This window comes from Kitasatospora sp. NPDC049285 (assembly GCF_040678815.1).
Taxonomy (GTDB): Bacteria; Actinomycetota; Actinomycetes; order Streptomycetales; family Streptomycetaceae; genus Kitasatospora.
Genome location: NZ_JBFAQR010000003.1, coordinates 74937 through 94093 on the forward strand (window position 1 = coordinate 74937; position 19157 = coordinate 94093).

The window sequence follows — 19157 nt, forward strand, 5'->3', positions numbered from 1 at the left end:
CAGGTCAGGGGTGCTCGGGAGGGTTGATCCGCGACTCGGTGATCGCCGAGTCGGCGGTGCCCCACTTGGCGAGGATCTTCTGGTAACTGCCGTCCTTGATCAGCTCGTTGACCGCCGCCTGGAACGCCGGGGTGAGCGGCGAGCCCTTCCTGAACGCGAACCCGACGTCCAGCCGGTGGAACTCGCCCAGGAAGCGGGTGTTGGCGCTCGGCTGGGCGGCCTGGTAGCGCAGCCCGTTGATGGTGGACATCACCACGTCGATCCGGCCCTGCTGGAGTCCGGTGACCACGGCGCCGTTCTCCGAGAACGACTTCACCTCGTACGGCTTCTTGCCGGCCTGCGCGCAGACGTCCTTCCTGGCGTTCAGGGTCGCCTCGAAGGTGGTGCCCGCGCCGGTGCCGACCACCAGGCCGCACAGCTGCACCAGGTCGGTGACGGAGGTCAGCTGCTTGTTGTCGGCGCGGACCCCGAAGCCCTGGCCGTCGTCGATGTAGGTGACGAAGTCGATGGTCTTCAGCCGGGCCGTGGTGACGCCGAAGTTGCCGGTGCCGACGTCGTACTTGCCGCTGCCGAGTGCGGGCAGGATGGTCTCGAACGCGGCGTCCTCGCGCTGGACGGTCAGCCCGAGCTTCCGGGCGACGGCGTTCGCCAGGTCGACGTCCAGACCGGCCGGCTCCTTCTTCGCCGGGTCCGGGTAGTACGCGGTGGGCGCGGTGCCGACCGCGCCGCCCAGCCGGATGCTGCCGGCCGCCCGCACGTCGGCGGGCAGCAGCGCGGCCGCCGCCTCCGACCTGGTGACACCCGCCACGACGTCCTGGCTCGGCGAGACGCCGACCGGGGCGGCGCTCGGGGCGGCCGGTCCGGAACCGCAGCCGGCCAGGGTGAGCGCCGTGAGGACGGCCAAGGCGGCGGGGAGCTGACGCTTCATCGGATCGGTGCCTTTCCCGCCGGGTCGACGGCGAGGTGCTTCTCGAACGGCAGCGGTCCGATCTCCAGTGGATCGGCCGTGACGTCGAACAACGGGGTGTAGCCGGTGGCCAGGTAGAGGCCCCTGGCCTCGGGCTGGCGCGGGCCGGTGGTCAGGAAGATCCGCCGGTAGCCGGCGGCGCCGGCGGCGCTCTCCAGTTCGGCGAGCACCCGGCGGCCGAGGCCCCGGCGGCGGTGCTCGGAGCTGGTCCACATCCGCTTCAGCTCGGCGGTGTGCTCGTCGTAGCGCCGGAAGGCGCCGCCGGCCACCGGCAGGCCGTCGAGCAGCAGCAGGAGCAGCAGGCCGTGCGGCGGCGTGAACTCCTCGGCGGGGTAGCGGGTCATCTCCTGCTGGGCGCCGGGTCCGTAGCGGGTGGTGTACTCGTGGGTGAGTTCGCGGATCAGCGGGGCGGTGAGCGGGTCCCCCAGCGCGACCCGCTCCACGGTCAGCGCACTCACGCCGCAGCCGCCGAGCCGTCGGTCGCCACGCTGTCGGCCGCCTTCGCGGCGTCGCGCTTGGCGACCTCCTCGCGCACGATCGGGATCACGTACCGGCCGAAGTCGATGGCGTCGCCGACGTGGTCGTAGCCGCGGGCGGAGAGGATGTCCACGCCCAGGTCGTAGTAGTCGAGCAGGGCCTGGGCGACCGTCTCGGGGGTGCCCACCAGCGCGTTGGAGTTGCCCGCGCCGCCGGTGGCGGCGGCGGTCGGGGTCCACAGCGCCCGGTCGTAGCGCTCCCCGGCCTCGGCGATCTCCAGCAGCCGCTGCGAGCCGGTGTTCTCCGGCCCGGCGCCGCCCGCGCGGCGGCGGTCCGGCCCGGCGGCGGCGCGGCGCGCCCGGATCGCCGCGACCGTGCGGTGCGCCTTCTCCCAGGCGAGTTCCGCGGTCGGGGCGATGATCGGCCGGAACGCCACCTGGATCCGCGGCGGTTCGGTACGGCCGGCGGCCCGCGCGGCCGCCTTGACCAGCTCGATCTGCTCGGCCGTACGGGCCAGCGGCTCGCCCCACAGGCAGTAGACGTCGGCCTCGGCCCCGCCGGCCGCGTAGGCGGCGGGCGAGGAGCCGCCGAAGGAGACCCCGGGCCGGGGCTGCTGGAGCGGGAAGACGTCCGAGACGAAGTCGTTGAAGCGGTAGAACTCGCCTTCGTGGTCGAAGGGTTCGCGGCTGGTCCAGGCGCGCTTGACGATCCCGATGTACTCCCGGGTGCGGTCGTAACGGCGGTCCTTCGGGACGAAGTCGCCCTCGCGTTGCTGCTCGTGGTCGTTGCCGCCGGTGATGAAGTGGACCGTGAGCCGACCGCCGCTGATCTGGTCGAGGGTGGCGAAGGTCTTGGCGGCGAAGGTCGGGTAGGAGACGTTCGGGCGGTGCGCCAGCAGGATCTGGAGCCGGTCCAGCTTGGCGGCCAGGAACGCCGCGGCGGCGGCGGGTTCCGGGGAGCCGGCGGCGTAGGCGAACAGCACCCGGTCCCAGCCGTGGTCCTCGTGGGCGCGGGCCAGGCGCAGGGTGTAGTCGCGGTCGAAGGCGGCGGTGGTGCGCGGGGTGGTCTCCGAACCGTCGCCGGTGGCGGCGATTCCGAGGAACTCGACGGGCATGGCGGTGGGGCCTTCCGGGTCGGCTGAGGACGTGCCGGGGCAGGCCGGGGCAGGGCCTCGGCGGGCGGGCACGGCGGTGGGCTCGGCGCGTGACGGGGCGCCGGCAGAGCGAGCACGATCTCGAAACAGGCGGCAGCGGATGCCTGATGCGCCGTCAGGACAGGACGGCTTCCGGGCCCGCGACGGGGCGACCGAGGGAGGACTCCCGAAGGAGAAGGGGGCCGGTCAGACGGCCCGCTGCCGAGTCAGCCGCAACACGCTGCGGACCACACCCGACCGAAGTCGATGTGGCCTCGCGTGACCAGGGCGGGCAGCTCGGCGTTCATGCCGAACAGTTGAGCAGCGTGCCCGGCGATCCGTCAACCCGGCTTCCAGATGCCGGAATCGGGTGCTCCTTGACACCGCCGCCTCGCTCACCCGTACGATCGGGACAGAGCGAGAACTGCCCGGGCCCGGTCCGACCGCCGCCCGGAACAGCCGTGTTGAGGGACACGGCGCGCGTGAGTGACGGCATGTGGATTCCGCCTGCCCCGCCGCCCCTGGAGCCCTCCATGGCCTCGCCCTCCGGCGTCCTGAGCGCCGCCCGCCCCGCCGAACCGCCCCCGCCGGAGACCGCGGCGCTGCCGATCGTGCCGCGCCGCCGCCCCCTCCGGTACGCGAGCGGCGGCCTCGCCCTGCTCGCCGCCGCCCTGGTGGCCCGCTCGCTCGCCGCCAACCCGGCGTTCCAGTGGGACGTGGTCGGCGGCTACCTGACGTCCGCCGCGATCCTGCGCGGCCTGCTGCTGACGCTGTGGCTGACCGCCGCCGTCACCGCCCTCGGCTTCGCCCTCGGCACCGCGCTGGCGGTCGCCCGGCTCTCCGGCAACCCGGTTCTGCAGGGCCTGAGTTGGACCTTCGTGTGGATCTTCCGGGCCACCCCGCTGCTGGTCCAGCTGCTGTTCTGGTTCAACATCGGGGCGCTGTACCCGACGCTCTCGCTCAGCCTGCCGCTCGGCCCGGAGCTGTTCGCCGTCCGGACCGTCAACCTGCTCGGGCCGGTGCTCACCGCGCTGATCGGCCTGACCCTGCACGAGGCCGCGTTCGCCGCCGAGGTGGTGCGCAGCGGCGTCCTCTCGGTCGACCAGGGGCAGTTGGAGGCCGCCGCCTCGCTCGGCCTGGGCCGCGGGCGGGTGCTGCGCCGGATCGTGCTGCCGCAGGCGATGCGGGCGATCCTGCCGCCAGCCGGGAACATGCTGATCGGCACCCTCAAGGGCACCTCGGTGATCAGCGTGCTGGCCGTCCACGACCTGCTGTTCTCCGCCCAGCTGATCTACAACCAGACGTACCAGGTGATCCCGCTGCTGACCGTCGCCACGCTCTGGTACGTGGTGGTGACCAGTGTGCTGTCGGTCGGCCAGTACTACCTGGAACGGCACTTCGCCCGCGGCGCCACCCGCGCCGGACTGCCGCCCACACCGTGGCAGCGGACCCGGGCCGTGCTCGGCCGACTGGCCGGACGGTGACCGCGGTGCCCGTCCTGGTCGTCGTCGGCGCCGGGCCGCGGGGCACCGGCCTGCTGGAGCGGATCGCCGCCAACGCCCCCGAACTCCTCGCCCCCGGAACCGGGTTGGACATCCACCTGGTCGATCCGCACCCGCCGGGCGGCGGCCGGATCTGGCGCAGCGAGCAGTCCCCGCTGCTGCGGATGAACTCCATGGCCGAGGACGTCACCATGTTCACCGACGAGCGCTCCACGCTCGAGGGCCCGGTGCGCCCCGGCCCCTCGCTGGCCGAATGGGCCGCCGCCCCCGAGCAGTTCGCCCCCTACCGGCCGACCGCCGACCCGGCGGTCGACGAGGAGCTGCGCGCCCTCGCCGCCACCGACTTCCCCACCCGCCGCGCCCAGAGCGCCTACCTGGACTGGGTGTTCCGCCGCGCCGCCGACGAACTCCCGGACAACGTGCGGCTGTTCGTCCACCAGGACACCGCCCGTCGGATCACCGGGGACCCCGAGGGACCGCAGCGCGTCCACCTCACCGACACCGTGCTGCTCGCCGACCGGGTGGTGCTCGCCCTCGGCCACCTCGACTCCGCGCCCGGCCCCGACACGGCCGCCGCCCGTGCCTTCGCCGGCCGCCACGGCCGCACCTACCTGCCGCCCGCGTTCACCGCCGACACCGACCTCGCCGGGCTGGCCCCCGGCGAGCCGGTGATCGTGCGCGGTCTGGGCCTGGCCTTCGTCGACCTGGTCGCGCTGCTCTCCGAGGGTCGCGGCGGGCACTTCACCCCGCGCCCGGACGGCGGGCTGCGCTACCACCCGTCGGGCCGCGAGCCGGTGCTGTACGCGGGCTCCCAGCGCGGCGTGCCGTACCACGCCAAGACCGGCTACCGCCTGCAGGGCCCGCCCCCTCCGCTGCCGCGCTACTTCGGGCCGGACACCGAACTCCCGCCCGGGCCACTGGAGTTCCGGCGCGACCTGTGGCCGTCGATGGCCAAGGAGATCGGCTTCGGCTACTACCACGAGCTGTTCCACGGCCACCCCGAGCGCACCACGCTGCCCTGGGACGCCTTCCTCGCCGGGTACGACCGGGTCGACTGGTACGGGCCCGAGCGCGAGGCACTGGTCGCCGCCGCGGTGCCCGACCCGGCCGACCGGCTCGACCTGGAACGGCTCGACCGCCCACTGGCCGACCTGCGGACCGGCAGCGCCGACGAGCTCCGCCACCGGCTGCACGCCCACCTGCGCGCCGACCTGGCCCGCCGCTCCGACCTGCGGCACAGCGCCGACCTCGGCGCCTTCCTCGCCCTGCTCTCGCTGTACGGCCAGCTGGTCCGGGTACTGGCCGAGCACCCGCTCACCGCCCGCTCCACGGCCGCCGAACTCGACGGCTGGTGGGCCGGCTTCTTCTCCTTCTACGCCTCCGGCCCGCCCGGCTTCCGCCTGGAGCAGCTGCTCGCCCTCTCCGACGCCGGCCTGCTGCACTTCCTCGGCCCGGAGCTGGAGGTCGCCCTCGACGAGGAGCACGGCACCTTCCGCGCCTCCTCCCCCGCCCTGCCCGGCCACCGCGTGCACGGCACCGCGCTGGTCGACGCCTTCCTCCCCCGGCACGCCCTCGACCGCACCGCCGACCCGCTGCTGCGCCACCTGCTGCGCGAGGGCCGGCTGGACGAGGAACTCCTCACCGACCCGGACCAGCACACCTACCGGTCCGGCCTGATCCGGACCGATCCCGACGCCCGGGTGCTCGACCCCGCGCTCGGCGGCCGCCCGCACCCCCGCCGGACCGCCCTCGGCGCGCCGACCACCACCCGCGCCCCCGCGGCCTTCGCCCGGCCCCGCACCGACGCCCCGTCCTTCCGGCAGAACGACGCCGTCGCCAGACGGCTGCTGACGGAGCTCCAGAAGGAGGGGTGAGCACGCCGGTCCCGCACCGGCGTCCGGCCGCACGACAGCCGTTCGCCCACCCGATACGCTCGCAACACACCGAGCCCTCCGGAGAGTCCCGCCATGGCCAAGCAGCCCCCGCACCGCGATCCCGTCCAGGACGAGCCCCGGGTGGGCCCGCCCGCGCACGCGGCGGCGGGGTTGCCGGCGATCGGGCACACGCTGCGGATGGCGGGCGAGCAGATGTCCCCGCGCCGGGTGCTGGCGACGCTGCGGAAGGTCAACCAGCAGGGCGGGTTCGACTGCCCCGGGTGCGCCTGGCCGGAGCCGGACAAGCCGCACCTGGCGGAGTTCTGCGAGAACGGCGCGAAGGCGGTCGCCGAGGAGGCCACCGAGCGGCGGATCACCGCCGAGTTCTTCGCCGCCCACCCGGTCGCCGAGCTGGCCGAGCGCTCCGGCTACTGGCTCGGCCAGCAGGGCCGGTTGACCGAGCCGATGCTGCTGGCGGAGGGCGCGAGCCACTACGCGCCGATCGGCTGGGACGACGCCTTCCGGCTGATCGCCGAGGAGTTGACCGCGCTCGGCTCGCCGAACGAGGCGGCGTTCTACACCTCCGGCCGCACCTCCAACGAGGCGGCCTTCGCGTACCAGCTGTTCGCCCGCCGGCTCGGCACCAACAACCTGCCGGACTGCTCCAACATGTGCCACGAGTCGTCCGGTTCGGCGCTCACCGAGACCCTCGGGGTCGGCAAGGGCAGCGTCCACCTGAAGGACCTCTACCAGGCCGACCTGATCATCGTCGCGGGCCAGAACCCCGGCACCAACCACCCGCGGATGCTCTCCGCGCTGGAGCGGGCCAAGCGGGCCGGGGCGAAGATCGTCAGCGTCAACCCGCTGCCCGAGGCGGGCCTGGAGCGGTTCAAGAACCCGCAGAACGCGCGCGGCCTGGTCGGCGGCGGCACCAAGCTCACCGACCTGTTCCTGCAGATCCGGCTCGGCGGCGACCTGGCGCTGTTCCGCGCCCTCAACCACCTGCTGCTCACCACCCCCGGCGCCGTCGACGAGGCCTTCATCGCCGAACACTGCGCCGGCTACCCGGAGTTCGCCGCCGAGGCGGCCGAGCTGGACCGGGCCGCCACCACGGACGCCACCGGCCTGCCGTGGGAGCAGGTCGAGGAGCTGCACCGGCTGGTGCTCGGTTCGAAGAAGATCATCGTCTGCTGGGCGATGGGCCTCACCCAGCACAAGCACGCCGTGCCGACCATCCGGGAGGTCGTCAACTTCCTGCTGCTGCGCGGCAACGTCGGCCGCCCCGGGGCCGGCGTCTGCCCGGTGCGCGGGCACAGCAACGTCCAGGGCGACCGCACCATGGGCATCTTCGAGCGGCCCGCCCCCGCGTTCCTGGACGCGCTCGGCAGGGAGTTCGCCTTCGAGCCGCCGCGCGCGCACGGCTACGACACCGTGGACACCATCCGGGCGATGCGCGACGGCCGGGTCAAGGTGTTCTTCGCGATGGGCGGCAACTTCGTCGCGGCGAGCCCGGACACCGACGCCACCGAGGCCGCGATGCGCCGCTGCCGGCTCACCGTGCACGTCTCCACCAAGCTGAACCGCTCGCACGTGGTCACCGGCGCCCGCGCGCTGATCCTGCCCACCCTGGGCCGCACCGACCGGGACTGGACCGACGCCGGCGCCCAGTTCGTCAGCGTCGAGGACTCGATGGGCATGGTGCACTCCTCGCGCGGCGGCCTGCGCCCGCCCGCGCCCGGCCTGCTCTCCGAGGTGGCGATCGTCGCCCGCCTGGCCCGCGCCGCGCTCGGCCCGCAGGACACCGTCCCGTGGGAGGACTTCGCCCGCGACTACGACACCGTCCGGGACCGGATCGCCCGCGTGGTGCCGGGCTTCGACGACTTCAACGCCAAGGTCCGCCGCCCCGGCGGCTTCACCCTGCCGCACGCCCCGCGCGACACCCGGACCTTCCCCACCGCGACCGGCAAGGCCAACTTCACCGTCAACCCGCTCACCGCACCCGAGGTCCCGGCGGGCCGGCTGCTGCTGCAGACGCTGCGCTCGCACGACCAGTACAACACCACCGTGTACGGCCTCGACGACCGCTACCGGGGCATCACCGGCGGCCGCCGGGTGGTCCTGGTCAACCCCGCCGACGCCGCCGAACTCGGCGTCTCCGACGGTCAGTTCGTCGACCTGGTGGGCGAGTGGTCGGACGGCGTGGAGCGCCGCGCCGAGCACTTCCGGGTGGTCCACTACCCGGTGGCCCGCGGCGGCGCGGCCGCCTACTACCCGGAGACCAACGTGCTGGTGCCGCTGGACTCCACCGCCGACATCAGCAACACCCCGACCTCCAAGGCCGTGGTGGTCCGCCTGGAGCCCCAGCAGGCCTGACGCACCGTCAACTCCGCGGCGGGACCGGCATTCACCCCGGACCCGCCGCGGACCCGGACTAGCCGGCGGACGGCGAGCCGGAGCCCGTGCCGGTCGAGGCCGAGCCGGAGGCCGAGCCGCTCGCGGAGGCCGCGGCGGTGGCCGAGGCCGAACCCGTGCGCGCCATCGAGGCCGACGACGACGCCGAGAAGCTGGCCGACGCCGAGTCCGACGCCGTGGCCGAGGCGGTGGTGCCCGGCGTGGCCGACGCGCTGCCGCCGTCGCTCGGCGACGGCGCCGAGGTGGCGCCCGGCGAGTCCGAGGCGCTCGGCTGCGGGGTGGGGCCGGCGGAGCCGCCCGGCGTGGCCGGGTCGGTCGGGGTGGCACCGCCGGTCGGGGTGCCGGTGGCCGGCGGCGGGGGCGGCAGGGTGGACGGCTTGGCGGGCGCGATCCGGACCGAGCCGATCGGCACGTCCGGCACCTTCCAGCCGCCGCCCGCGTCGTCCGCCACGTCGTCCGGGTCGGGACGGACCGCGCCGAGGATCGGCATCGCACCGATCTGCGAGACCTTCACCACGTCGCCGGTGTGCGGCGCCTGCACCATCAGGCCGCCGCCGATGTACATCGCGATGTGGGTGGCGCCGCCGAAGTAGACGATCAGGTCGCCGGGGCGGATCTGGTTCAGCGGGACGTGCTGCAGCTGCGCCCACTGCTCCTGGCTGGTGCGCGGGATGCCCCGGCCGGCCGCCAGCCAGGCCTGCGAGGTCAGCCCGGAGCAGTCGAACACGTCCGGCCCGTCACCGCCCCACACGTAGTCCTTGCCGAGCTGGGCCAGCGCGAAGGCCACCGCCTTGCGGCCCTGCGCGGACGGCGTGCGCTCGCCCTTGCCGAGCGCCCCGGAGGCCAGGAAGGCCAGCTGCGCCTGGTCGGCGCGCTGCTTCTCCAGCACCTCCAGCTCGCTGCGCTGCGCGCCGGTGAGCGAGCCGACCAGCTGCTCGACCTGGTTCAGCTTGGTCGCGACGTCGTTCTTCGCGGCCTGTTGCTGCGCGGCGAGCGTCTGCGACTCCGCCAGCGCCTGCCGGGCGGCGAGCTGCAGCGCGTTCAGGGTGTCCCGGTCGGCCTTCAGCCGGTCGAGGAAGGCCTTCTGCGACCGCCCGGCCGAGTCCAGCAGCTCGGCGATCAGCACCGCCTCGTACGGGTCCTTGGCGAGCAGCAGTTCGGCGTAGCCGGAGACCTGGCTGTTGCGGTACTGGGCGGCGGCGAGCTGGGCGGCCAGGTCGGAGCCGGTCTCCACCGCGGCCTGCTGGCGGACCACCCGGTCGTTCAGCTCGGCGAGCGTGGCCTGCTGCTCGGTGAGCCGGGCGGCGGTGGTGTTGTACTGCTCGGTGGCGGCCTCGGCCTGCTGGTACAGGTCGTGCAGCTTGTCCAGCAGCGGGCCGAGGGTGTTCTTGGCGTCGGCCAGCGGGTCGGCCCCGGGGGCGACGGTCGGCGCCGTGATCGGGGCGCCCGGCTCGGGCGCGGCGTACGCGGCCGAGGCGAACGGCAGGCTCAGCGCGGCGGCGGCCAGCACCGCTCCGCAGCGCAGGGCGGCACGCACCCACGGCCGTAGGCCAGAAGACTCCGTGCACTGCCCAGCCCCCATCGACCGGCCCTCCCCTGATTGTCCGTCGGCGATCTGCGCCGAATCCTGCCACGTGGGGCCGTCTTCCCGTCAGGGGGTATCGGGGCGACTCGGTGAATTCTCATCCGGCCCGGCGTGTGAGAACACTCTCACCCGGAGCCCCGACCTCCATGGAAACCCAACGGCCCGGCCAGTCGGACGTCACCAACGGAACCCCGACTCCGTTCGTAGTTAACCTCCCGTTCACCGAGGCTTCCTACGGTCGCCGAGGACAGCAACGTCAGTCCGACCACTACGACGATTGTTTGGGTATGGAACACATCACGTTCCTGGTGGCCGTTGTGATCATCACGGCGCTCGCCTTCGACTTCACCAACGGCTTCCACGACACCGCCAACGCGATGGCCACCTCCATCGCCACCGGCGCCCTCAAGCCCAAGGTGGCCGTCGCGATCGCGGCGGTGCTGAACTTCGCGGGCGCCTTCCTCTCGGTGAAGGTCGCCACCACCATCTCGGGCGGCATCGTCAACGAGAAGTCCGGACTGCAGCCCTCGATCATCTTCGCCGCCCTGGTCGGCGCGATCCTGTGGAACCTGCTGACCTGGCTCAAGGGCCTGCCGTCGTCCTCCTCGCACGCCCTGTACGGCGGCCTGATCGGCGCCACCGTGGTCGGCGTCGGCCTGCACGGCGTCAACTTCTCCACCGTGGTCTCCAAGATCCTGATCCCCGCGGTCGCCTCGCCGATCGTGGCGGGCCTGGCCTCCTGGGGCGCCACCAAGCTGGCCTACCTGATCACCCGCGGCGCGCCGAAGAAGTCCACCGAGAAGGGCTTCAAGCGCGGCCAGATGTTCTCCTCCTCGCTGATCTCGCTGGCGCACGGCACCAACGACGCGCAGAAGACCATGGGCATCATCACGCTGACCCTGGTGTCGGCCGGTGCGCTGCACAAGGGCGCCCAGCCGCCGACCTGGGTGATCGTCAGCGCCGGTCTGGCCATCGCGCTCGGCACCTACATGGGCGGCTGGCGGATCATCCGCTCGATGGGCTCCGGCCTGGCGGACATCCGGCCGCCGCAGGGCTTCTCCTCGGAGACCGCCGCGGCCACCGTGATCCTGACCTCCTCGCACATGGGCTACGGCCTGTCCACCACCCAGGTCTGCTCCGGCGGCATCATGGGCGCCGGCCTCGGCGGCCCGTCCGGCAAGCTGCGCTGGGGCATGGTCCGCCGCATGGTCTACACCTGGGGCCTGACCCTGCCGGCCGCCGCCGCGGTCTCCGGCGCCGCCGCCTTCGTCGCCGACCAGGGCGACTGGGGCGTGGCGCTGGTCGGCCTGGCGCTGGTGCTGGGCGCCGGTTCGATGTGGCTGCTCTCCCGCCGCCAGCCGGTGCACGCCGACAACGTCAACGAGACCACCCAGGTCGAGGTCCCGGTCACCGCCGCCCCGGCCGCCCCCACCACCACCATCGCGGCCTGAGAGGACGTCAGCCATGCAGATCAAGTGGGCCGCACTGGCCGAGACCGCGGGCGTGAGCCTGGCCGTCACCCTCGGGGTGGTCGTCGTCTTCGCCCTGGGCAACCTCGCCCTGTCCCGCCGCGAGGCCGCGGTGGCCTCCGGGGCCACCGGCAAGGGCGTCCCCGCCCTGGTCGCCGCCGGCGTCTGCTTCGCCGCCTGCGCGGCGGTGGTGGGCTACGGCATCTCGCTGATCGCCTCCAAGTAGGCATCCGCGCACCGCACGACGAAGGGCCCCGCCGGATTACCGGCGGGGCCCTCTCGCGTGCGTCGCGCGCTCAGTCGGCGACCAGCTCCGCGGCCTTGGGGGCGTCCGCGGTCGCGGCCCGCTCGTCGGCGGCGGTGCGCAGCGGCACCTCGCGGATGAACAGCACCAGCAGGAAGCCGACCACCGCGAACGGGGCGGCGACCAGGAAGACCGTGCCCACGCCGTGGCCGAAGGCGTCGGTGACCAGCGGGACGATCCGCGCGGGCAGCTTGTGCAGGTCGGGGATGCCGTCGCCGCCGGCCCCGGCGGCCGGCAGACCGGCCTTGGCGAAGTTCTCCGCCAGGTAGGAGGCGACCTTGTTGCCGAGCAGCGCGCCGAGCGCGGAGACGCCCATCGCGCCGCCCATGGTGCGGAAGAAGGTGACCACCGAGCTGGCCGCGCCGAGCTCGTGCCGCGGGACGGTGTTCTGCACCGCGAGCACCAGGTTCTGGCTGGTCAGGCCGAGGCCGACGCCGGCCACCGCCATGTAGAGCGCGAGCAGCGCGTAGGAGCTGTCGTCGCGGGCGGTGCCGAGCAGCGCGAGTCCGACCGCGAGCATCAGCGTGCCGCCGACCAGGAAGCCCTTCCAGCGGCCGTACTTGGTGATCAGGCGGCCGCCGATGGTGGAGGAGAGCGCCAGGCCGAGGATCATCGGCAGGGTGAGCAGGCCGGCCTGGGTGGGGGTCTTCTCCTTGGCGAGCTGGAAGTACTGGCCGAGGAAGGTGGTGGTGCCGTACATCCCGACGCCGACGAAGGCGCTGGCCAGCGCGGCCAGCGCGACGGTGCGGTGGCGGAACAGGTCGAGCGGGATCAGCGGCTCGGCGGCGCGCTTCTCCACCAGCACGAAGACCAGGGCGAGCAGCAGTCCGCCGCCGACCATGGCGGCCGTCTGCCAGGAGACCCAGGCGTAGTTCTTGCCGGCCAGCGAGATCCAGATCATCACCAGGCTGACCGCGGCGGTGATCAGCACCGCGCCGAGGTAGTCGATCTTCGGCTTGCGGACCGGCTGCTCGGGCAGCTTCAGGGTGCGCTGCAGCACCAGGACGGCGACCAGCGCGAACGGCACGCCGACGTAGAAGCACCAGCGCCAGCCGAGCCAGTCGGTGTCCACGATGACGCCGCCGATCAGCGGGCCGCCGATGGTGGCGAGCGCGAAGACCGCGCCGAAGTAGCCGCTGTACCGGCCGCGTTCGCGCGGCGGGACCATCGCGGCCAGGCAGATCTGGCCGAGCGCGATCACGCCGCCGGCGCCGATGCCCTGCAGCACCCGGCAGAAGATCAGCATGCCGATGGACTGCGAGAGGCCGGCCAGCGCCGAGGAGATCACGTAGATCACCATGGCGATCTGCACCAGCAGCTTCTTGCTGACCAGGTCGGAGAGCTTGCCCCAGAGCGGGGTCGCGGCGGTGATCGACAGCAGCGCCGCGGTCACCACCCAGGTGTACGCGGACTCGCCGCCGTGCAGGTCGGTGAGGATCCGCGGCAGTGCGTTGGAGACGACGGTCGAGGAGAGAACGGCCACGAACAGGCCGAGCAGCAGGCCCGAGAGGGCTTCGAGGACTTGTCGGTGGGACATCTGGGCCTGGGGAGTCGGCGGCATGGGGTTCCTTCGCCTGAAATTTCGTTGCCTGAAGCAACTATACGTCGATAGTTGACTAAGACAACTTTCTTCAAATTCAGGTAAAGGAATCCCCCGCGCCGCCCGTCAGACCCCCTCGGTCAGCTCGTTGAACCGCTCCAGCAGTTCGGCGAAGCGGCGCAACTCGGCCGGATCCCAGACCTCCAGGCGCGAGCGGAACCGGGCCATCCGCTCCGCCCGCGCACGGACGAACCGCTCCTCCCCCTCGGCGGTCAGCGAGACCAGCGAGGCCCGCCGGTCCAGCGGGTCGGTCTCCCGGCGCAGCAGCCCGAGCTCCTCGATCGCCTTGATCTGCCGGCTCACCGTCGCCTTGCCCACCCCGAAGTGCAGCCCGACGTCGGTCACCCGGGCCCGCCCGGCGTCGTGGATGAACCCGAGCAGCGCGTACGCCCCCGCCTCCAGCTCCGGGTGGACCAGCCGGGAGACCTCCGCCGCCCGCGCCCGACTGCGCCGGAACAGCGTCAACACCTCGCGCTCGACGTCCAGGAACGCCTGCTCGACGGGGGTCTGCACACCGGGGGCCTCGTTCATGGCGCTCAGTATCGCGCAGCTCGCGCCTCCCCCTCCCCGGAACTAGTTCATGTTATGAAGTATCCGTTTCGCCCGTATTGATCCACTCCTGGAGGGAGAGGCCCCGCCATGGCAGAGCCCGGAACGGGATTCGCGGCGGACCTTCGGGACGCGGTTACCCCGCGCGCGTTCCTGCTGGTCGTCGCCACCCTGCTGCTCCAGCTCGGCTTCATCACCTCGTACGTCGGCGCCCTGCACCACCCGACGCCGCACCAGCTCTCGATCGCCGTGGTCGCCCCCGAGCAGGTCGCCGGGAAGCTGACCGCCGCCCTGGAGGCCGTCCCGAACGACGCGGTACGCGCCTCCACCGCGCCCGACCAGGCCACCGCCGCGTCCCGGATCAAGGACCAGAAGATCTACGCGGCCTGGGTCGTCGACCCGACCGGCACCAAGGACGCCCTGCTGGTCGCCGACGCCCGCGGACCGGCCGCCGCCACCGCGGCCGAGGAGATCGTCGGCAAGCTGGCCGCCACCCAGGGCCGCACCATCGCCGTCGAGGACACCATCCCGCTGGCCGCGGGCGACGCGGAGGGGCTCTCCTCCTTCTACCTGGTGGTCGGCTGGTGCGTCGGCGGCTACCTGGTCGCCTCGATCCTCGGCATCAGCGCCGGCTCCCGGCCCGCCAACAGCGGCCGCGCGGTGCTCCGGCTCGGCACGCTGGCGCTCTACTCGGTCGCGGCCGGCCTCGGCGGCGCGCTGATCACCGGCCCGATCCTGGACGCGCTGCCCGGCTCGATCGCCGCCCTCACCGGCCTCGGCACCCTGGTGGTCTTCGCGGTCGGCGCCGTCACCATGGCGCTGGAGTGCCTGTTCGACGTGGTCGGCATCGGCCTGGCGGTGCTGGTCTTCGTGGTGCTGGGCAACCCCAGCGCGGGCGGCGTCTTCCCACCGCCGCTGCTGCCCGCGTTCTGGCGGGCGATCGGCCAGTGGATCCCGAACGGCGCCGGCACCTCGGCCGCCCGTTCCATCGCCTACCTGGACTCCACCAACCTGACGGTGCCGTTCCTGGTGCTGGCCGCCTGGGCGGTGATCGGCGTCGCGGTGACCTTCCTCGCCGTGGCGGGCGGCCCGCGGTTCGGCCGCCCGCTGCCCGGGGGGCGCTGACCGTCCGTCAGACCCGTTCCGGCTCCCGCCCGGGCCGCTCCGGCTCGGCGGGGGCCTCCCCCTCGGACAGCCGGGTGAAGACGAACCGGCTCATCGCCCAGAAGCGGAAGACCATCGCCACCAGCGTTCCGATGATCATGCCGCTGAGGAAGTCCGCGATCTCCTGGGTCAGATGGCTGACGTCCGGCGTCCGCAGGTCGAGGACGTACCGCGACAGCGCCAGCGGGATGTCGTTCACCAGCACCGCCAGCCCGCTGACCACGAAGAACAGCACCGCCTCGCGCTGCTTGCCGACCGCCCGGAAGGACCACTGCCGGTTCAGCACGTAGGAGATCACCGTGGTGACCACGGTGGCGATGGTCAGCGCCACCACCGGCTTGTTCTGGCAGACCGTCAGCTTCAGCCCGAAGTTGATCAGCATGGTCAGCAGGAAGCAGGTCCCCCCGACCATGAGGAACTTCACCAGCTTGCGGTGCTTCACCAGGAACGGGCGGTAGCGCTCCGGCACGGCGGCGAGCACCCGCTGCGTAAGGGACGGCATGCGGGCAGTCTGCCACGCGTCCCGAGCACGAACCACCACGGGCGCGGAGCTCGCCCGCGCCCGTGGTGGTTTCCGGTCAGGCCGCGGCGACCAGCACCTCGGCCGGCTCCAGGGCCAGCTTCAGCACCTCCCGCACGTCGGCCACCGGGTGGACCGTCAGCCGCTCCAGCACCTCGTCCGGGACGTCGTCCAGGTCCGGCTCGTTGCGCTTCGGGATGATCACCGTGGTGATCCCGGCCCGGTCGGCGGCCAGCAGCTTCTGCTTCACCCCGCCGATCGGCAGCACCCGCCCGGTCAGCGACACCTCACCGGTCATCGCCACGTCGGTGCGCACCTTGCGGCCGGACAGCAGCGAGGCCAGCGCCGTGGTCATGGTGATGCCCGCGCTCGGACCGTCCTTGGGCACCGCCCCGGCCGGCACGTGCAGGTGGATGCCCCGCTCGCGCAGCCCGGTCACCGGCAGCTCCAGCTCGGCGCCGCGCGAACGCAGGTAGGAGAGCGCGATGTGCGCCGACTCCTTCATCACGTCGCCCAGCTGGCCGGTCAGGGTCAGCCCGGTCGAGCCGGTCTCCGCGTCCGCCAGCGAGGCCTCGATGTAGAGGACGTCGCCGCCGGCCCCGGTGACCGCCAGCCCGGTCGCCACGCCGGGCACCGCGGTCCGGCGCTCGGACGGCTCCTGCGCCGCCTCCGGCACGTGGTGCGGCCGGCCGAGCAGCGCTCGCAGGTCGTCCGCCCCGATCGCGGCGGGCAGCTCGCGGCCGCCCAGCTCGGTCTGGGCCGCGACCTTCCGCAGGATGCGCGCGATCGACCGCTCCAGGTTCCGGACGCCCGCCTCCCGGGTGTACTCGGCGGCCAGCCGGCGCAGCGCCGCCTCGTCCACCGCGACCTGCTCCGCGCTCAGCCCGGCCTTCGCCAGCTGACGGGGCAGCAGGTGGTCACGGGCGATCGCGACCTTCTCGTCCTCGGTGTAGCCGTCCAGCCGCACCAGGTCCATCCGGTCCAGCAGCGGCTCCGGGATGGCCTCCAGCACGTTGGCGGTGGCCAGGAAGACCACGTCCGACAGGTCCAGCTCGACCTCCAGGTAGTGGTCCCGGAAGGTGTGGTTCTGCGCCGGGTCCAGCACCTCCAGCAGCGCCGCCGCCGGGTCGCCCCGGAAGTCCGAGCCGACCTTGTCGATCTCGTCCAGCAGCACCACCGGGTTCATCGACCCGGCCTCCTTGATCGCCCGGACGATCCGGCCCGGCAGCGCGCCCACGTACGTCCTGCGGTGGCCGCGGATCTCCGCCTCGTCCCGGACGCCGCCCAGCGACACCCGCACGAACGAGCGGCCCATCGCCCGCGCCACCGACTCGCCCAGCGAGGTCTTGCCCACGCCCGGCGGACCCACCAGCGCCAGTACCGCGCCCCCGCGCCGCCCGCCGATCTGCCCGAGCCCGAGGTCGGCCCGCCGCTTGCGCACCGCCAGGTACTCGACGATCCGGTCCTTCACGTCGTCCAGGCCGGTGTGGTCGGCGTCCAGCACCGCACGGGCGCCGGCGATGTCGTACGCGTCCTCGGAGCGGGTGCTCCACGGCAGCTCCAGCACGGTGTCCAGCCAGGTGCGGATCCACGACCCCTCCGGCGACTGGTCGCTGGAGCGCTCCAGCTTGTCGACCTCCTTGAGCGCCGCCTCGCGCACCTTCTCCGGCAGCTCGGCCGTCTCCACCCGCGCCCGGTAGTCGTCCTCCTCGGTGCCCGACTCGCCGTTCAGCTCGGCCAGCTCCTTGCGCACCGCCTCCAGCTGGCGCCGCAGCAGGAACTCCTTCTGCTGCTTCGCCACGCCCTCCTCGACGTCCTTGCGGATGGTGTCGTTGACCTCCTCCTCCGCCAGGTGGTCGCGCAGCAGGCTCAGCGCGTACTCCAACCGGGCCAGCCGGTCCGCCTCCAGCAGCACCTTCAGCTTCTGCTCGGCGGTCGCGAACGGCGCGTACCCGATGTTGTCGGCCAGCTCGCCGACGTCGTCGATCGCGGCCACCCGGTCGACGATCTGCCACGCCCCGCGCTTGCGCAGCCACTTCGTGGACAGCGCCTTGTACTCCTTGACCAGCTCGGCGGCCCGCCCGGCCACCGGCGTCCCCGGGTCCGACTCCCGGAACGGCGTGGTCTCCACCCACAGCGCCGCCCCCGGCCCGGTCGTCCCCGCGCCGATCCGCACCCGGCGCACCGCCCGCACCAGCGCCGCCGGGTCACCGTCCGCGAGCCGGCCCACCTGCTCGACCGTCGCCAACGTGCCTACCGCCGCGTACGACCCGTCCAGCCGCGGCACCAGCAGCACCTGCGGCTTCCCACCCCCGTTGCTACCCGCCCGGGCCGCCTCCACGGCAGCCCGCACCTCGGGATCCGAAAGCTCCAGCGGAACCACCATGCCGGGGAGCACCACTTCGTCGTCGAGCGGCAGCACGGGCAGGGTGAGCGGAGTGGACGTCGATGCCATGATCTCTCCCCAGTCAGTGAACTTGAGCTGACCTGACTAAGGTTTGGCGCCCGGGGATTGTTCCCCCGCCCGTGTTCACCGTCAGAGAACGCAGAAACCCCGCGCACCACAGGGGCGCTGGGGGTACCTCCCAGCCCCTCATGGGGCTGGGGGCGGAACTGCGCGAGGCGGAAGGCGCGCGTCTGAAAGATCGCGCTACGAAGACTCAGTTGCCAGCGATCGCGACCCCGCAGGAGCCAACGCCGGCTCGCGGAGCGCCCGTCGCGGCCCCCTCGGCCCCCGCCCTCGCAGCAGCGGCCACAGCGAGATGCCCACCGCCAGCGCCGCCGGGTGCCCGACCGAGGTCACCAGGTCCGGGTCCGACGCCACCTGGTGCGCGATCAGCGCCAGCCCCGCGCCGAGCGCGATGCCCCGCCCGGCGGGTCGCAGCAGCCCGGCCAGCGCGCCCAGCGAGGTGAGGACGCCGTAGCTCACCCCGATGTCCATCGCGTCCAGCAGCCCGGGCTCGGCCCGCCCGTCCGCGACCACCGCGACCACCACGCCCTGCGAGAGCAGCGTCGCGACGATGTGCCCCGCCGCGAAGACGCCGAGCGCGCGCAGCGCGCCGACCCGGCGCTCCAGGGGTGCGACGGTCAGCAGGAAGGCCCAGAAGTACGGCATCCACACCGGCCCGGCGACCCACAGCCCGGAGCCCACCAGCGAGAGCATCGGGTGGGCGAGCAGGTTGTGCGCGTCGGTCGAGGAGAGCGACTGCAGCCGGTGGACGGTGTCCGTGTCGCCGAAACGCGCGAACAGCGTGGTGCCCAGCAGCAGTGCGAGGTAACCGAGCGCGAACGGGTTCGCACGGGGGGTGGGGATCGCCCGCAGGCCGGGTCGAATCAGTCGTCGTCGCAGTTCCGCGCTGGTCATGGTGCCTCCCGAACGCCTGTCGTGCCCACGATACGGGTGCCGACTGAGAGGTGTCTGAGGAAGTCCTGTGAAGACCTCGCCCGCCGCACCTGCCGCTCGCACACGTACCGTTACAGCTCGGTAGTGCTGCGGGTAAGGTATCGGCCCGTGCCCGTCCGATCGGGAACCTGCCAAACACGGAGGCGGCGCGCGCAGGCGGTCCGTGACCGGAAATTCCTCCGGTCCGCCCGCCCTGGCG

The 19157-nt window shown here is 73.2% G+C and carries 15 protein-coding genes; 6 read left to right on the plus strand and 9 right to left on the minus strand.

The window, feature by feature from the left end; genetic code table 11:
• Nucleotides 1-4 precede the first annotated feature (4 nt).
• From AB0K51_RS03355 to AB0K51_RS03365, 3 genes are read right to left on the minus strand one after another with little or no spacing between them, the layout of a single operon-like run.
• The gene (locus tag AB0K51_RS03355; RefSeq protein WP_363449972.1) at nt 5-928 is read right to left on the minus strand and encodes an ABC transporter substrate-binding protein; all 924 of its coding nucleotides are present in this window, start codon (nt 926-928) and stop codon (nt 5-7) included.
• Nucleotides 925-1425, minus strand: coding sequence for a GNAT family N-acetyltransferase (locus tag AB0K51_RS03360; RefSeq protein ID WP_363449974.1), 501 nt, complete (start codon nt 1423-1425; stop codon nt 925-927). The genes AB0K51_RS03355 and AB0K51_RS03360 overlap by 4 nt, the downstream gene beginning before the upstream one ends.
• Entirely contained in the window at nt 1422-2558 is a 1137-nt protein-coding gene (locus AB0K51_RS03365) for an LLM class flavin-dependent oxidoreductase (protein WP_363449976.1), read from the minus strand. Before AB0K51_RS03365 ends, AB0K51_RS03360 begins: the two co-directional genes overlap by 4 nt.
• 551 nt (nt 2559-3109) lie before the next feature.
• On the opposite strand from AB0K51_RS03365, the gene AB0K51_RS03370 reads away from it, so the two are divergent.
• The 3 genes from AB0K51_RS03370 (at nt 3110) to AB0K51_RS03380 (ending at nt 8325) form a co-directional block, all read left to right on the plus strand.
• Nucleotides 3110-4060 carry an amino acid ABC transporter permease gene (locus AB0K51_RS03370; protein ID WP_363449978.1) on the plus strand — a complete coding sequence of 317 codons (951 nt, stop codon included), beginning with the start codon at nt 3110-3112 and terminating at the stop codon, nt 4058-4060.
• A 5-nt stretch (nt 4061-4065) separates the two neighbouring features.
• Nucleotides 4066-5952, plus strand: a complete 1887-nt coding sequence (locus AB0K51_RS03375) for an FAD/NAD(P)-binding protein (protein ID WP_363449980.1) — start codon at nt 4066-4068, stop codon at nt 5950-5952.
• Nucleotides 5953-6045: 93 nt separating this feature from the next.
• Entirely contained in the window at nt 6046-8325 is a 2280-nt protein-coding gene (locus AB0K51_RS03380; RefSeq protein WP_363449982.1) for an FdhF/YdeP family oxidoreductase, read from the plus strand.
• Nucleotides 8326-8383: 58 nt separating this feature from the next.
• Here AB0K51_RS03380 and AB0K51_RS03385 read toward each other — a convergent pair whose 3' ends face one another.
• Nucleotides 8384-9901 carry an NlpC/P60 family protein gene (locus AB0K51_RS03385; protein ID WP_363449984.1) on the minus strand — a complete coding sequence of 506 codons (1518 nt, stop codon included), beginning with the start codon at nt 9899-9901 and terminating at the stop codon, nt 8384-8386.
• 335 nt (nt 9902-10236) lie between these two features.
• Here AB0K51_RS03385 and AB0K51_RS03390 point away from each other — a divergent pair, with 335 nt between their 5' ends.
• On the plus strand, nt 10237-11400 hold the full coding sequence (locus tag AB0K51_RS03390; RefSeq protein ID WP_363449986.1) for an inorganic phosphate transporter: 1164 nt from the start codon (nt 10237-10239) through the stop codon (nt 11398-11400).
• Nucleotides 11401-11413: 13 nt separating this feature from the next.
• Nucleotides 11414-11644, plus strand: a complete 231-nt coding sequence (locus AB0K51_RS03395) for a hypothetical protein (protein ID WP_363449988.1) — start codon at nt 11414-11416, stop codon at nt 11642-11644.
• Between the two features lie 70 nt (nt 11645-11714).
• On the opposite strand, the gene AB0K51_RS03400 is transcribed toward AB0K51_RS03395, so the two are convergent.
• Nucleotides 11715-13283, minus strand: a complete 1569-nt coding sequence (locus tag AB0K51_RS03400) for an MDR family MFS transporter (RefSeq protein ID WP_363449990.1) — start codon at nt 13281-13283, stop codon at nt 11715-11717.
• Between the two features lie 105 nt (nt 13284-13388).
• Nucleotides 13389-13853, minus strand: coding sequence for a MarR family transcriptional regulator (locus tag AB0K51_RS03405; protein WP_363449992.1), 465 nt, complete (start codon nt 13851-13853; stop codon nt 13389-13391).
• Nucleotides 13854-13961: 108 nt separating this feature from the next.
• On the opposite strand from AB0K51_RS03405, the gene AB0K51_RS03410 reads away from it, so the two are divergent.
• Nucleotides 13962-14996 (plus strand): DUF3533 domain-containing protein, encoded by a 1035-nt coding sequence (locus AB0K51_RS03410; RefSeq protein ID WP_363449994.1) that lies wholly within the window; start codon nt 13962-13964, stop codon nt 14994-14996.
• A gap of 7 nt (nt 14997-15003) precedes the next feature.
• On the opposite strand, the gene AB0K51_RS03415 is transcribed toward AB0K51_RS03410, so the two are convergent.
• The 3 genes from AB0K51_RS03415 to AB0K51_RS03425 all read right to left on the minus strand — a co-directional run bounded on the left by AB0K51_RS03415 (nt 15004) and on the right by AB0K51_RS03425 (nt 18919).
• Nucleotides 15004-15537, minus strand: coding sequence for a GtrA family protein (locus AB0K51_RS03415; protein WP_363449996.1), 534 nt, complete (start codon nt 15535-15537; stop codon nt 15004-15006).
• Between the two features lie 76 nt (nt 15538-15613).
• Nucleotides 15614-18010: an endopeptidase La gene (lon, locus tag AB0K51_RS03420; RefSeq protein ID WP_363449998.1), complete on the minus strand. Its 2397-nt coding sequence runs from the start codon at nt 18008-18010 to the stop codon at nt 15614-15616.
• Between the two features lie 195 nt (nt 18011-18205).
• A complete protein-coding gene (locus tag AB0K51_RS03425) occupies nt 18206-18919 on the minus strand; it encodes a rhomboid-like protein (RefSeq protein WP_363450000.1) in 714 nt (237 codons plus the stop codon).
• Nucleotides 18920-19157 lie beyond the last annotated feature (238 nt).

Bases quoted from the DNA above. Each gene is read 5' to 3' on its own strand.
- AB0K51_RS03355 (WP_363449972.1), bottom strand. From the start codon at position 928: ATGAAGCGTCAGCTCCCCGCCGCCTTGGCCGTCCTCACGGCGCTCACC.
- AB0K51_RS03365 (WP_363449976.1), bottom strand. From the start codon at position 2,558: ATGCCCGTCGAGTTCCTCGGAATCGCCGCCACCGGCGACGGTTCGGAG.
- AB0K51_RS03370 (WP_363449978.1), top strand. From the start codon at position 3,110: ATGGCCTCGCCCTCCGGCGTCCTGAGCGCCGCCCGCCCCGCCGAACCG.
- AB0K51_RS03380 (WP_363449982.1), top strand. From the start codon at position 6,046: ATGGCCAAGCAGCCCCCGCACCGCGATCCCGTCCAGGACGAGCCCCGG.
- AB0K51_RS03390 (WP_363449986.1), top strand. From the start codon at position 10,237: ATGGAACACATCACGTTCCTGGTGGCCGTTGTGATCATCACGGCGCTC.
- AB0K51_RS03395 (WP_363449988.1), top strand. From the start codon at position 11,414: ATGCAGATCAAGTGGGCCGCACTGGCCGAGACCGCGGGCGTGAGCCTG.
- AB0K51_RS03400 (WP_363449990.1), bottom strand. From the start codon at position 13,283: ATGCCGCCGACTCCCCAGGCCCAGATGTCCCACCGACAAGTCCTCGAA.
- AB0K51_RS03405 (WP_363449992.1), bottom strand. From the start codon at position 13,853: ATGAACGAGGCCCCCGGTGTGCAGACCCCCGTCGAGCAGGCGTTCCTG.
- AB0K51_RS03410 (WP_363449994.1), top strand. From the start codon at position 13,962: ATGGCAGAGCCCGGAACGGGATTCGCGGCGGACCTTCGGGACGCGGTT.
- AB0K51_RS03415 (WP_363449996.1), bottom strand. From the start codon at position 15,537: ATGCCGTCCCTTACGCAGCGGGTGCTCGCCGCCGTGCCGGAGCGCTAC.
- lon (WP_363449998.1), bottom strand. From the start codon at position 18,010: ATGGCATCGACGTCCACTCCGCTCACCCTGCCCGTGCTGCCGCTCGAC.
- AB0K51_RS03425 (WP_363450000.1), bottom strand. From the start codon at position 18,919: ATGACCAGCGCGGAACTGCGACGACGACTGATTCGACCCGGCCTGCGG.